The sequence below is a fragment of the Secundilactobacillus yichangensis genome (assembly GCF_016861565.1).
GTDB classification, from domain to species: Bacteria; Bacillota; Bacilli; order Lactobacillales; family Lactobacillaceae; genus Secundilactobacillus; species Secundilactobacillus yichangensis.
Genome location: NZ_BOLK01000002.1, coordinates 130112 through 143305, shown reverse-complemented (window position 1 = coordinate 143305; position 13194 = coordinate 130112). Strand labels below are relative to the sequence as shown.

21 protein-coding genes and 1 tRNA gene are annotated in these 13194 nt (G+C 40.9%); 14 read left to right on the top strand and 8 right to left on the bottom strand.

Going from position 1 to position 13194, the window contains the following annotated elements:
• Window positions 1-4: 4 nt before the first annotated feature.
• Window positions 5-523 carry an adenine phosphoribosyltransferase gene (locus tag JUE95_RS02610; protein ID WP_203648976.1) on the top strand — a complete coding sequence of 173 codons (519 nt, stop codon included), beginning with the start codon at window positions 5-7 and terminating at the stop codon, window positions 521-523.
• A gap of 83 nt (window positions 524-606) precedes the next feature.
• Window positions 607-694, top strand: a tRNA-Ser gene (locus tag JUE95_RS02605).
• 165 nt (window positions 695-859) lie between these two features.
• Here the strand turns inward: JUE95_RS02605 and JUE95_RS02600 are convergent.
• The 7 genes from JUE95_RS02600 to JUE95_RS02570 all read right to left on the bottom strand — a co-directional run bounded on the left by JUE95_RS02600 (window position 860) and on the right by JUE95_RS02570 (window position 5332).
• Window positions 860-2050, bottom strand: coding sequence for a tyrosine-type recombinase/integrase (locus JUE95_RS02600; protein WP_203648974.1), 1191 nt, complete (start codon window positions 2048-2050; stop codon window positions 860-862).
• A 99-nt stretch (window positions 2051-2149) separates the two neighbouring features.
• A complete protein-coding gene (locus JUE95_RS02595) occupies window positions 2150-2524 on the bottom strand; it encodes a hypothetical protein (protein WP_203648972.1) in 375 nt (124 codons plus the stop codon).
• 110 nt (window positions 2525-2634) lie between these two features.
• Entirely contained in the window at window positions 2635-2979 is a 345-nt protein-coding gene (locus JUE95_RS02590; RefSeq protein WP_203648970.1) for a hypothetical protein, read from the bottom strand.
• 26 nt (window positions 2980-3005) lie between these two features.
• On the bottom strand, window positions 3006-3641 hold the full coding sequence (locus tag JUE95_RS02585) for a hypothetical protein (protein ID WP_203648968.1): 636 nt from the start codon (window positions 3639-3641) through the stop codon (window positions 3006-3008).
• A 27-nt stretch (window positions 3642-3668) separates the two neighbouring features.
• The gene (locus JUE95_RS02580) at window positions 3669-4406 is read right to left on the bottom strand and encodes a zinc-ribbon domain-containing protein (protein ID WP_203648966.1); all 738 of its coding nucleotides are present in this window, start codon (window positions 4404-4406) and stop codon (window positions 3669-3671) included.
• A gap of 193 nt (window positions 4407-4599) precedes the next feature.
• A complete protein-coding gene (locus JUE95_RS02575) occupies window positions 4600-4896 on the bottom strand; it encodes a hypothetical protein (RefSeq protein WP_203648964.1) in 297 nt (98 codons plus the stop codon).
• Window positions 4897-4924: 28 nt separating this feature from the next.
• Window positions 4925-5332, bottom strand: coding sequence for a helix-turn-helix domain-containing protein (locus JUE95_RS02570; protein ID WP_203648963.1), 408 nt, complete (start codon window positions 5330-5332; stop codon window positions 4925-4927).
• 172 nt (window positions 5333-5504) lie between these two features.
• Between JUE95_RS02570 and JUE95_RS02565 the strand changes: the two genes are divergently transcribed.
• The 5 genes from JUE95_RS02565 to JUE95_RS02545 all read left to right on the top strand — a co-directional run bounded on the left by JUE95_RS02565 (window position 5505) and on the right by JUE95_RS02545 (window position 7277).
• Window positions 5505-5729 (top strand): helix-turn-helix domain-containing protein, encoded by a 225-nt coding sequence (locus JUE95_RS02565; protein WP_203648962.1) that lies wholly within the window; start codon window positions 5505-5507, stop codon window positions 5727-5729.
• Window positions 5730-5745: 16 nt separating this feature from the next.
• On the top strand, window positions 5746-6546 hold the full coding sequence (locus tag JUE95_RS02560) for a phage antirepressor (RefSeq protein ID WP_203648961.1): 801 nt from the start codon (window positions 5746-5748) through the stop codon (window positions 6544-6546).
• A gap of 14 nt (window positions 6547-6560) precedes the next feature.
• Window positions 6561-6815 (top strand): helix-turn-helix domain-containing protein, encoded by a 255-nt coding sequence (locus JUE95_RS02555; protein ID WP_203648960.1) that lies wholly within the window; start codon window positions 6561-6563, stop codon window positions 6813-6815.
• A 13-nt stretch (window positions 6816-6828) separates the two neighbouring features.
• On the top strand, window positions 6829-6972 hold the full coding sequence (locus tag JUE95_RS02550; RefSeq protein WP_203648959.1) for a hypothetical protein: 144 nt from the start codon (window positions 6829-6831) through the stop codon (window positions 6970-6972).
• Window positions 6973-7079: 107 nt separating this feature from the next.
• On the top strand, window positions 7080-7277 hold the full coding sequence (locus JUE95_RS02545) for a hypothetical protein (protein ID WP_203648958.1): 198 nt from the start codon (window positions 7080-7082) through the stop codon (window positions 7275-7277).
• 88 nt (window positions 7278-7365) lie between these two features.
• Here the strand turns inward: JUE95_RS02545 and JUE95_RS02540 are convergent, their stop codons facing one another.
• On the bottom strand, window positions 7366-7752 hold the full coding sequence (locus JUE95_RS02540) for a hypothetical protein (RefSeq protein ID WP_203648957.1): 387 nt from the start codon (window positions 7750-7752) through the stop codon (window positions 7366-7368).
• A gap of 561 nt (window positions 7753-8313) precedes the next feature.
• On the opposite strand from JUE95_RS02540, the gene JUE95_RS02535 reads away from it, so the two are divergent.
• From JUE95_RS02535 to ssb, 7 genes are read left to right on the top strand one after another with little or no spacing between them, the layout of a single operon-like run.
• Complete coding sequence (locus JUE95_RS02535; protein ID WP_203648956.1) at window positions 8314-8868, top strand: host-nuclease inhibitor Gam family protein; 555 nt, start codon at window positions 8314-8316, stop codon at window positions 8866-8868.
• Window positions 8865-9641 carry an ERF family protein gene (locus JUE95_RS02530; RefSeq protein WP_203648954.1) on the top strand — a complete coding sequence of 259 codons (777 nt, stop codon included), beginning with the start codon at window positions 8865-8867 and terminating at the stop codon, window positions 9639-9641. Before JUE95_RS02535 ends, JUE95_RS02530 begins: the two co-directional genes overlap by 4 nt.
• Entirely contained in the window at window positions 9642-10202 is a 561-nt protein-coding gene (locus JUE95_RS02525; protein ID WP_203648953.1) for a GIY-YIG nuclease family protein, read from the top strand.
• Window positions 10162-11043 carry a phage replication protein O gene (locus tag JUE95_RS02520; protein WP_203648951.1) on the top strand — a complete coding sequence of 294 codons (882 nt, stop codon included), beginning with the start codon at window positions 10162-10164 and terminating at the stop codon, window positions 11041-11043. The genes JUE95_RS02525 and JUE95_RS02520 overlap by 41 nt, the downstream gene beginning before the upstream one ends.
• Window positions 11033-12283: a DnaB-like helicase C-terminal domain-containing protein gene (locus JUE95_RS02515; RefSeq protein WP_203648949.1), complete on the top strand. Its 1251-nt coding sequence runs from the start codon at window positions 11033-11035 to the stop codon at window positions 12281-12283. Before JUE95_RS02520 ends, JUE95_RS02515 begins: the two co-directional genes overlap by 11 nt.
• The gene (locus JUE95_RS02510; RefSeq protein WP_203648947.1) at window positions 12280-12714 is read left to right on the top strand and encodes a hypothetical protein; all 435 of its coding nucleotides are present in this window, start codon (window positions 12280-12282) and stop codon (window positions 12712-12714) included. Before JUE95_RS02515 ends, JUE95_RS02510 begins: the two co-directional genes overlap by 4 nt.
• Window positions 12711-13181 carry a single-stranded DNA-binding protein gene (gene ssb, locus JUE95_RS02505; RefSeq protein ID WP_203648945.1) on the top strand — a complete coding sequence of 157 codons (471 nt, stop codon included), beginning with the start codon at window positions 12711-12713 and terminating at the stop codon, window positions 13179-13181. Before JUE95_RS02510 ends, ssb begins: the two co-directional genes overlap by 4 nt.
• Window positions 13182-13194 lie beyond the last annotated feature (13 nt).

The following is a 13194-nucleotide window of genomic DNA, read 5'->3' as shown; positions in this document are numbered from 1 at the left end:
AAAAATGACAATGGATTTAAAGAATTACGTTGCGACGGTGCCAAATTATCCTGAACCCGGTGTAATGTTCCGTGATATTTCACCATTGATGTCAGATGGCAAGGCATACCGCTACGCAACTGACCTATTGGTGGACTACGCACGCAGTAAAAATGTGGATATGATCGTTGGACCTGAAGCACGTGGTTTCATTGTGGGCTGTCCTGTGGCATATGAACTTGGCATTGGTTTTGCACCGGCTCGCAAAGAGGGTAAGTTACCCCGTGCGACGGTCAAGGCAACGTATGATCTTGAATATGGTAAGTCAGCGCTCTATTTGCATAAGGATGCAATTAAACCCGGTCAACGTGTGTTGGTAACCGATGATTTATTGGCTACTGGGGGTACGATCAGTGCAACGATTGACTTGGTAGAAGAACTTGGCGGAATTGTCGTTGGAACTGCCTTTATTATCGAATTAAAGGATTTGCACGGTCGCGATAAGATCAAGGGTTACGATATCTTTAGTTTGATGGAATATTAAAAATTAAATTAACACACTAAATATTTATGACTAGTAGTTGCAAGTTTGGCTAGGTTTGTTATAATTATTTAGTGTGTTGTTATGGAGAGTTGGCAGAGTGGTAATGCACCGGACTCGAAATCCGGCGAACCGGCTAATACCGGCGCGCAGGTTCAAATCCTGTACTCTCCTTTAATTCATCCCAATAGCCCACAATGGTAATCTAAAAGGTTGCCGTTGTGGTTTTTTTATATTATCAGCATCCTAATGCTTCCAAATATTAAGGTGTTTTATCTAAGCTGGGAACTAAGCAAGCTCAAATCAGATCGATCTTGCTTAGTAACACGTCAGAAACCGCTAGAAATCAACCTTACTGTTGAGAAATAAAGCAACTTTTTGCTGTCCGGTATCAGTTGAGTGGGTGTAGATATCCATCGTCATTCTTATAGTTTCGTGACCCAGCAAGAGCTGCATATCTTTAGGTGTAATAGTTGGATTAGTTTCATACATCCAGGTAGCATACGTGTGCCTAAATCCATGCATGGTGATTCGTGGCAGTTTGACCTCCTTGATTAGCCGATCCAGAACTATACCAGGGCGATCGAATTGCATAACTCGGTTATGGTCAGCCGGACTGGGAAAAACTAATTGATCCAGATGAAAAGATCGACCGCCAATTAATGCATGCTGCGTGCTCCGCCACTGAGCAAGTATCTTGGCTGTCTTTGGGTCAAGAGGGACTTCCCGCACACTAGCTTTCGTCTTCGTTGGTCCCAGTACATATTCGTTCGTTTCCTCGTCATGAAACACAGAGTGTTTAACCGACAGACATTGGTTATGGAAGTCAACATCGCACCAACGCAAAGCAAGTAATTCACCACGGCGAAGGCCAGTCATGGCTACTGTCCGGTAAAAGGCAAGAATATCCAGTGGCTTATCATCAATAAACTTCATGAAGATTTCCAGTTGACCTGGCTCCCAAAAGTTTTCTTTCGATTTCCGAGTGGATGGTTTACCTTTTTTGGGGATAATAACGTGATCTACAGGGTTAACATCAATCGCACCCATAATCATTGCAAACTTGAAGACCCGGTTTAAATAGTCTACATAAGTTTTATAACGGACAATTTGTGCCGCCCAACGATTGATCTCTGTTTGAACTTGAGCAGGAGTAATTTCGCGGATTAGTTTTTTCCCAAACGGGGGGAGTATCCGCAAGTGGAACCACTGTTTTGTCTTTTGAGCAGTGGTTAAGCGGACAGTTGGCTCATAAGTTTTCCACCAGAGGTCAAATATTTGTTGGAAGGTTTCATTATGCTCCCGCTGCTCTTTAAAATAAGAACCATTATCAATCTGAACCTGCAGTTGGTTATAAGCTTCATCGGCAGCATCATAGCTCAAGAATCCAGACCGGCGAGTAGACGTTTGCTTACCGGTTAGGGGATTGATGCCCACATAAATCTGAAACCGATATTTGGTCTCTAGTTTGCCTGACTGTCTATTTTTAACCTTATAAGGTTTAATAGATGAGTTACGTCTTTTCGGCATATATCATCATCCTTTCTACATGTTATTGCCTTTATCAAATGTACGTTCTTTTTTGGTGTCAAATAAAAGCCCTCGTGGGCTAATATTCGGCATAATATATTAATAGCGATGCATAGTAAGGATACTTACATCATATTCTAGATGTAATTTATGGCTGTTAACGTATTTAACACCCATACCTTGTTCAGTCTTCCTTTTTGGTGCTAAAACGTAGTAGTGATTTTTAGATGCTTTTTTATAATAACGTTTTTCCCAACTACCGCCATAGCCCTTGTTACCATCGTAATAGCTTACAGAATATTTGTGCATTCTAAGAATTATCGTGTGACCATCGCCATAATATTTCCAATTATGACGGAAACGGGCGGGGATGGCCGTGGCAGCATGGGCTTCAACTGGTTGTGCTAATGCAGCACCAGCTGTACCTAAAGAAAGAGTAGTAATACCTAAAGTGACAAGTTTTCTAAAACGCATTAAAACCTGATCTCATTAAATGAATTCAGCTTTTATAGTCATCGGTATCTGGACTATGCATCAATATTTTGGAATTGCTTAAAATAGAAGTACCAGAAAGAACTATTTAACTATCTATAAAATGTATGTTCCATCGAATACGTTGTCAGTTTATGCCTATTAATGTAATGAAAAAGTGTGGAATCGGAAAATCCGTGACCTTTTAAACGATAGTAATTGTTGCCTGCATAAAGCCATTTAATATGAGTCATGGCTTTTTCACCGGCATATCGAATCGAGTGTCGATAAACATAAAGTTTTTGTCCGGTATATTTGCCGTGCCAGGTACCACGTAATTTAACTGGCAGTGAAGATGTGTGCCATGTTGCAGCACTGGCTTTTGTTTGTGTAAACGGTATGCTGACACCAAGTACTAAACCAGTAGCCCCTAATAATACATAGTTTCTTGGTTTCATTTTGAAATAGCTCCTAATCTATAGTCTTAAATTTTGCTGGTATCTGTCGTATCTATTTTTATCCATTTTCCACCAATATAACGGTAGTCAGTTAATAAGCTCTGACCTTTGCCGTGGAACCAAGTCCATTCATGAGCCTTAGGAGAAACATGGGATCCATATTTGAAAATCACTTTACTTGCTTGAGTGGGGCGATAATCAGACAAAGTTGCATGCGTTTTTGTATCATAGAAAGTATTATAGGAGATATCGCTTTTTGAAGTTGCTATCCGATAACCGTGGAAGGATTTATATTTTACAGAGCTTCTTTTACTAGTTACTTTGTGGGTTCCCATTTTGAACCAGCTGGAACTATTCCAAGCACGTTTAACTGTGTAAGTATACGTGTTGCCGGTGTTAAAGTGGCCTGATTGCAATACCCAGCTGTAGTTAACATCCCAGTGATTCATTTTGTAATGGGAACCTGAATGAGCGGTGTACTTTTTAACAACATGTTTACTATTGTTGTTAATTTTATAGACAGTGACATTTTGGGTGAGCGTGACCCAATGAGCGGACTTCCAATAAGATGCAAGCGCATGAGCATTTGTTTGTCCTAAACTCAGACCAGTACCCAATGCAAGGGTGGCTACGGCAAGCATTACATATTTTTTGAATTTCATTTTAGAATCTCCCCAATCCATTAATAATTAATTTAAATCGCTACCTAAATCATTGTCAGCCTTTGAAAATGCGCTAGAAAAGTCATTATATGTTCCTGTTGGGTTAGTAACAGTAGAGTACATGGTCTTCACATCTTGATACGTATTTTTGACATCATCAAAGCTGCTCTGTTTGTCCTTTGTCTTGAATCTTTGCATTAATTTGTAGTCTTCTTTAATATCCGATTTTTCTTTAAGAATCTTATCAACTTTTCCGTTGGCTGTGTATTTGTCAAAAACAGCTTGGGTGGCCTTATTGAAATCTGTATAATACTTACCGTTTACTTTTGCTCCTGCGTCCTCAAAAATTGCATCGTGCCAAGCAGTTTGAACGTCGTTCCCTAGATTCTCAAGATTTGTTCCTATCTTCTGTGATTGATCTATAAAGTCATCGTGGTATTCATTAAAGGATGCATTATTAGCTGCAATCGTTTCCTGACGCTTTACGGCCTCATGGTGAGCGTATGCTGCATATCCACCGCCTGAAACAACGATAATAACAATAAGCAAAGCAAGCCATAGCCATAAACGATTTTTGGGTTTTTGCTTTAAATTGGCAGTTGTGTTTTTAGATTGAGAGGGGTGATTTGCGTCTCCTGACGCCGACTGAACATTTTGACTAGCCACGGCATCAATTTTTGGTTGCGTAGCACCACAATAGGGGCAGAACTCTGAATCAATTGGTATTTCCTTGCCACATTTATTACAGAATCTCGTGTTCTCCATGGTTATATCTCCCAGCATAATTAGTTAGTTTATCAATGTGTAAAATGAAATTATTTCACAAATCTATTCTGATTCCATATAATTTTTCAGCCACATCAGCAAGGTCATAAAGGTACTTGTCATCGAGGCCATAATACTGTTGTAAATGTATGATATTTAGCTCTGACGGCCTTATATCCAGACAGCCTACATATTATTTGATCATCATCGCGAGGGCACCAACGTCTGCACGATGCTCTATTCGCGTACCCTCCATATAAACTGATTCTATTAACGGTTCAGCGTTTTCGTCCAATAGGCAGTGAATGAACTCATGATGTTTAACGAAGAGTTTGTTCCTTGCGTGCTCGTTAATAAACATCGTGCGGGTTAGTGGAACGGTATAACCATTAATGTTTTCCGGTAGGGATTCTGTATAATGCAAACTGATTTTGAAGTACTTAATAAAGGCGTCAATATCATATGAAATAAAAGTGTCGAGGTTGTTCATAGCCTCCTCTAAACTGTCAAAAATCATATTACTTCTCGTCCTTTTTATTTCCTTCGTCATCATATCCGCCAAACTTACGCAATCTATCTTGGCCTTCAGATGAATTGAGGTAAGTCGTCAATAATGCACGAATAGCATTACGGTCTTCATCTGATAGGGCATGATTACGAGATGTTAGCATAGCTTGCTGATCAACAATATCTTCAACATCAATGTGCTTGGGTGTAGATGATGTATCGTGTCCAAGCAGGTAGTCAGTTGAAACCCCAAACACGTCAGCTAATTGTTTTAATTCTGAACTACTAACTTTACGAACTCCATGTTCGATTTTATTCATTGTAACCTTGCTGGTATTTATTCTGTCAGCAAGGTCTTTTTGTGTCCAATCATGCGACTCTCTTAAATTTATGATTCTCTGTATAAGCTCATTGTCCATTTCTATTACACCCCCAAATAGGTTACCGATTTAACAACTTTAATATACCACTGTTACTGTAAAAGAAACGGATAATTACTAAAAAAGTAACAAAAGCTATTGACATTACTGAATTAGTAACATATCATGTAGTCATGGTTAATAAAACGTTAACCGATTGGAGGCGAAGCTAGTGCCAGAACTCAACCTTGCACTGATTAAGGAACGACGAGTACAACTTAAAATGACTCAACAAGATATGGCTAAGAGGCTTGGTATGAACAATAAAGCCGATTACAACCGTTATGAAAATGGTGTTTATTCCTTTGATGCGAAATACGTTCCTATCCTGCATAAGGTTTTGAAAATTTCATATAAAGATTTATTTACCCAAAAAGTTAATGAAATCGAAACTTAACATAAGGAGAAGTAATATGAAAAACCAAATTTTATCATTTAATTTTCAAGGCCATACTGTCAGAACTGCTGTGTTTAAAGGAAATCCATACTTCGTTGGTAAAGATGTTGCCAATGTTCTTGGATACGTCAATACAAACGATGCTTTAAATAAGCATGTTGATGTTGAGGACAAACTAATAGGGTCGCAAAACGCTACCCCATCGATAGTAGATTCAATGGGGCGGAAACAGTATCCAACCATGATTAAAGAGTCCGGTGTTTATTCATTAATATTCAGTTCCAAGTTACCAGCGGCTAAACAGTTTAAGCACTGGGTGACTAACGAAGTTCTTCCATCAATCCGCAAGGAGGGCGCTTATGTCACTCCTCAAACTGCGTTTGATTGGATGAGCCAACCGGATAACATGATCAAGTTCCTCGAACGGTACCGTGATGCTCAGCAAGAGAACCAACGCTTGCACGATGAGAACACGGTCATGCAGCCGAAAGCATTGTTTGCTGACGCAGTATCTGCTTCACACACAACGATATTGGTCGGTGAGCTGGCTAAGCTGCTTAAGCAAAACGGTATCGATATTGGTCAGAACCGATTGTTCGCTTGGATGAGAGCAAACGGCTACCTGATCCACCGCAAAGGAACTGACTGGAACATGCCAACGCAACGTTCAATGCAGCAGGGATTGTTCAAAGTTAAGGAGACTAGTATTGCCCATTCAAACGGCAGTGTGACGGTCAGCAAAACAGTCAAGGTAACTGGCAAAGGTCAGCAGTACTTCATCAATAAGTTTCTCAATGATGAATATTTAGATGCCTAGAAAGGAGCTTAACAATGAGCGAAGCAATTTTAACCTCAGATGTAATCAACAAGGTTGTGACACAGGTTGTTGAGCAAACGGTTAACCATACCGAAAAACGTTATCTGAAACTCCAAGAGGCTCCAAAGTATGCCAACGTCAGCGATGAAACGTTTAATTCATGGCGCAAGCAGGGATTGATTCCAATCACTGTAATCGGTGGTATCAAGCGAGTTGACCGTTACGATATCGACAAACTGTATCTCAAAAACAAGTTTGGCGAGATTTAGGGAGGTGATTCAAATGAACACGAACGACTATGTATTTTATGGAAGATGTTTGGTAGACGGTGCAATTGCACTGGTTGGTTTGGTAGTGGTCAGCGGAATTGGCTGGATGATTCACGAAGCCATCAAAGACCCAAAAGACTTTTTCGGGATTAAGTAAGGAGGCAACGTCCTCATGACAATTTATATTGCCATTATGATTTTAAACATCATTACTGCATTAGGAGTTTTAGGATTGTTATTTATCCAAATTAGGGAGTTGTGGAAATGAAAAAGCACGAAATAATTCATTATTACAAGCAAGGCGGTTTTAACCACTTCGTAAATGTATCAGTTGATGACAACTTATTTGCAGCAGTTACATTCACCGATTCTGAATTAAAGGTAATTCTACAAAAATATCCACTAGCAAAAGATAATCTTTTTGCACTAGTGGACGGGGTAGAAATAAAACTCAAAAGTTAGTGAGGAAAAAAGATGAACTATAAGGAACCAGGCAAATTACAACGAAAAATAGATAATATCGAAAGTTGGTGCCATCGACATGCAAATCTTATCGGATTGATTGTAGCCATTTTAGTATCATTGGCCACCAATTGGGTGTGTTGGCTAATATCGAAATAATAAGTGGAATTAAAGCACTTTTGGTGAGCCATCTAATTTGCTGATCATGGAACTTTTCAAAATAATGTTTGCCATCAGCTGTAATGGCAATTGCTAGTTGCTCAGGTTCCCCAAGGCCGTTCCACTTATCATCATAAGCAACTGTTGTAGCTAAATTGAAGCCAACAAAACGATCCCAGTAATAATTCCCGGTTAAACTACTCGTTCTGGGCTGCGTGAATTTCACCGCTCCACATGGATCCTTTGAACATTGCTTAATTAGTTTCTTAAATTCGGAACGTTCTTTATGAGTTAGTTCTGGAAATTCATCGTCCATTATTCACTCTCCTTTGGACAAAGATGTATTAATTATCTCACTCTAAGCAAATCACAGAAAGGCAGTAATCAGCATGCAGTTAAAACTAAGTTCACCAATGATTTACACGGCACCAAAACGGCATAAAAAAAGAACCTCGACCCGTCAGTCGAAGTTCACACCAGAGTTATTGGCTCAGGTAAATATATTTCAGTTCAATTCTACTGCATCAGGGCAACTGTTGCAATCAGTAGGAGGTCTTTCATATGTACAACGAAGATAGATATTACCAGTAGTTAGAAGCCCAGTATTACAAGGATCAGGATTCCGACAAGAAAGCGGAAAAGCAGGCTGATGAAGAATACTGGGATCAGGTTGAAGACGAGGAGGAAGACAGTTAATAATTCGTACTCAAACAACAGACTACGCGTTGATTGTAGCCTATCAAACGATGGTTGAAAGCTTAAAGAAACGTATTGGCAAAACGGACATCCACGATGCCCAGCAGCTAACTCACGATTTTCGGCAGTTATATGCCACAGAAACCAAGTTATTTCTATTAGAGATTAGGAGTGATCAAGCATGATGAATCCATTGATTAAAGATGACCTGAAAGATAACAGCACTGAAAAGAAAACGTTTAAGGTGAATGACATTGGCTCAGCAACCTGGGCAATGCGGAAATTAAGAGCGTTTGATGAACAGGATAAAGACTTTAAGCGTACGGCTCAGGATCAGATCGATAGTATCAACGCCTGGCTTAAACGCCAGCTGGAAGCTAACGCTGATGGCCGTTCATATCTTGAAGGACTGCTGACTGATTATATGTTCGAACAACGCAAGAAGGATCCTAAATTTCGTATTAATACACCTTATGGCATGGTCAGCACACGTAAGTCACCGGCTGGTGTGAACTGGTCTGACAAAAAGGTCATGGAAAGCCTCGAAAAACAGGGTATGGACGACTTTATTCGAATCAAGAAAGAACCGGACAAAGCTAAGATCAAGAAGTCATTCAAGTTCACTGAAGGTGGCAAGTACGTCAACGAAGATGGTCAAATTATCGAAGGCGCAACGCCTAAAGAAGCTACGACTAAAGTCACGTTCCACTTCAATGAAACGGGGGCATCATTATGAAAACCAGCGAATCAACCAAGGAAATTGCTAAAAAGATGGCATTATTCCGTAAAAACATGTTAAAAAACCAGCCTAGTAAAGAGGGCAAGAGCCACTATGGAAACTACGTCACGTTAGAGTCACTTACAGCCGCTATTGATGGATCACTGCCAGATGGACTTGGCTATACACAAGATGTCACCAGCGTTGAAAATGGCGTGTCTGTGAGCACGATGGTGGTGGACGCCAGCGGTGAGTTTATCACCTATGGGCCATTATTAATGCCTGTCCAGCGACAGGATGCTCAAGCGTTTGGATCAGCCGAAACTTATGCTCGTCGATACAGTTTATCTGCAGCGTTTGGTGTATCAGCTACACCGGATGACGATGGCGAAAAGGCCGCTAATAATGTCCCTAAGCAAGGGTGGAATAAACGTCCACAACAATCTCAGAACACCAATAGCAAACCGCAAACAAGCAAGCCATCTAAGCCGGTACAAACGAATGCTGGGAAGTTAAAAACCATCGGTCTGTTACTAGCAACTATTGCTAAGTTGAAAAATACGACAGTTGAGAAGCTCGCACCCGTATTTCAAGAAAAAATGCACGTTAACTTTGAACATCTAACTGACAAGCAGTCTGATGAAGTAATCATGGTACTGACTAGACAGCAGAACAAGATTAAAGCTGAACAGAAGCCAGCTCCTGATGTGGACGAGTTAACTGAGGCGTTAGACGAAGCGTCAGCACAAAACTTAAAGGATGCCGAGGCTGAACCCGCGGGGGCAAAGTAAATGACAAAATATTATACAACCAATGACAAGTTCCTTGTTTGGGCTGAAGACGGAATTTTAAGTGACACAAACGGTCACATTATTTCAGTTGATGAAGTAAAGGAATTGATTGAATCCCAGCAGAGGTTTCTCTCTGAACATACTCAGTCAGAAATAGATGAGTATAACCAGGGCGTTGATGATCGTTTGTACCAACGTATGGATGAAGAGGCTGCAAGACCCAGGCAAAGAAAACAGGATAAAGGATATGTTTACTTTATTCAAGCTGATGAAAAGTATTTCAAGATAGGGTCAACTGTAAACCTTAAATCACGTTTTAAAGGGATGCAAACATCATCGCCCAACAATCTCGTATTAAGGGCATATTTTGAAACAAATGATTGCCGTTCTGACGAGGATATAACTCATGAAATGTTTAAGGACAAACTGATTCGTGGTGAGTGGTACGACATTTCACTTCCAGAAATCTGTGATTGGAGTTCTGAACATCATTTAGATTTAATATCTGGAGGTGATTTGATTGACCAATGTAACGGCGTCGAGTCCTTACCTTATAAATGAAAACCCAATGAACGTTTTACCATCGTTGGCCGTTGCGTTTGGAATCAATCAGGCAATTATTCTTCAACAATTTCAATACTGGTTGTCTAAATCAAGTAACTATCGAGATGATCGCAAGTGGATTTACAACTCATTTGAAGATTGGAACAAACAATTTCCATGGTTAAATATCAGGACCATAAAGCGAATTGTTAAAGGACTGGTTGAGCAAGGCGTCATAATCACTGGAAACTATAACAAGTTAAGCTTTGACAGGACTAACTGGTACTCAATCGATTACGACAAATTAACCCAAATCGTTGAATCTACGCATAGTGACAAAATGTCACCACGAGAGGGACAAAATGTCACTCTCTCAAAGGGACAAAATGTCACTAACAATAACCATAGACTACCAGAGATTACTACAAAACCTTCTAGTCACAAATCCAAGATTTATGACGACGATAGTCCTTATCTGATTTTAGCTAACTTTCTCAATAAGAAGATCCATGAGAATAATCCTAAAGCTAAACAACCAAACCTGCAGAAGTGGGCAGACGTTATGAGGAAGCTTGTAGAGATAGATAAGCGTGATAAGCACGATGTAAGTCTAGTAATTGATTGGTGTCAGAAGGATGATTTCTGGTCAACCAACATTCTATCAGCAAGCAAGCTAAGAAAACAGTTTGATCAGTTGTATCTGAAGATGCAGAAAGATGCCACTAAGTCTAACCCCTCTGAACCACCTTTAACTGGAGAAGCTAAGAGAGCTGCAGACGAAGCTAAAGCAATTGCTGAGGGATTAGCCCAAAAGAAAGAAAATTCCGCTAAAGAAAGAAATGGTACGGATGAACGTTGAACAGGAAATAATCAGTATTCTGCTGAATCGGCCAGCCAACAAGTCGCTGGCTAATATCAACGCCGACTGGTTTACCACTGCTAACCTACGCTGGGCATACGAAGCCATCATGGATCTGGATGATAGCCAAGTTGATCCACTTAACGTGTATGGATACATGAAGAAAGCACACCCAGACAGTTCAATCCAGCTCAAAGAATTGAATGCCTATCAACGTGGTTTTGTGACGGATGGCAATCTACCAATGTTAGTGAAAGAGCTGCGACATAATCATCTCAGCTTAAAACTGGATCAGGATATGCGAGCTTACCATGATGCGCCAACGGATGCTAACCGTCAGCAAGTTAAAGAGACCATGTCATTGCTAGATAACCTTGAAACAGTCAATGATGACGGATCACTCGAAAACGAGTTTGAACGTTTAGACAGCAACATGGAAGTGGAACAGCCTACGGGTATTAAAACGATGAAGTCACTGGATAGATTGCTTGGTGGTGGTCTATACGGTGGCATGCTTATGACGATTGGTGCACGTCCAGCCGTTGGCAAGACAGCGTTCTGTGTGAACTTAGCGTATGACATTACAGCTTACGATCCAGAGGTTCACGTTGACTACTTCACATTGGAAATGAGTAAACGTGAAATGGCTAACCGCTTGATTTCGCTTGATACAGGAATCAGCAGTTACAAACTTCGTAATCCATACACCCTCGGCAGCAGTGCCAAGATGGTGGTCAAACAGAGTATGCAGGACTATTCCAAACTAGATATCCGCGTATTTGACCGGACACCCAACTTAAGTGACATTCTAACTATAATCCGCCGTAATGCTGCTAAGGCTAAGCCAAATAAGTATGTGGCAATCGTGGACTACATCGGACTAGTTAGTGTACCAGCGCAGTCTGAACGGTATCTGCAAGTTGGTGAGATCACTCGTCAGTTAAAAGTGACGGCTAACGAGTACGATGTGCCAATCATTGCCCTATCACAATTGAGCCGTGCGATTGAGTCACGGATGGATAAGCGGCCTACTTTAAGCGACTTGCGAGAGTCAGGGTCGATTGAGCAGGATTCCAATGTTGTCGGATTCTTGTATAAACCAAACGAAGAAGAAGCACCCCAAGTAGAACGTTTAGCCATTGAAAAGAATCGGGAAGGTGCCACGGGTGATATTTACCTGGCATTTACACCGTCCGAAATGAAATTCATGGAGATCGATAGAGAGAAGCTGACATCATGACCGAATGGAATGCGGCAACGTACAAGGAATACATGCAGAAAAATCATCTCGTAGAGTCGCGAGCCGTTAAGTCATTTGTCCTAGAGGCTGCTAAGCAAATGCGCTGGGTGAAGATTTATAGCGACTATATGAATGATGACCCGAATCCAGTTACTCTGAACTTTATGGAAAAAGCTGATAAAGACCGGCAGGAGGCTATCAAGATGGCACTCTGGACGGCCATGGAAGAAAAGAAGCAAGGCTGGCAGTTTCTGGAGAACGGGCAGGAGTACGTTAATACCTTAATGCTCAAATACCAGGGTGATCTAACCAAATGCACAGATGAAGAGCGGTTAACTGAGCAGTTTATTGATGAACTGGATCAGCAGAGCCGCCGTCAAAGCAAACAAGTATCGAAGCAGATCAGTAGAAAGAAGGAAAAGATTGCATGATAAATCGAGCAGCGTTAACTGGACGGCTGACTAGAGACGTGGAACTGCGGTATACGCAATCGGGTGTTGCTGCAGGCAGTTTCACTCTAGCTGTTGATCGGCAATTTACCAATCAAAACAACGAACGTGAAGCTGACTTTATCAACTGTGTTATCTGGCGTAAATCGGCCGAGAACTTCGCTAACTTCACGCATAAGGGTGCTTTAGTAGGTATTGACGGCCACATTCAGACGCGTAACTACGACAACAAGCAGGGACAACGGGTATACGTGACCGAGGTCGTCGTAGATAACTTCGCCTTGCTCGAGCCGAAACAAAACGGTGGTAATGGTCAAAGCAATAACTATGGATCTGGTGGTGGTAACAACGTCAGTGGTAACCGTAACAGCCAGCCAAACAACAACCAAGATCCATTTGCTAATAGTTCAGATTCGATAGACATCTCTGATGATGATTTACCGTTCTAAATTTAATTAAAGG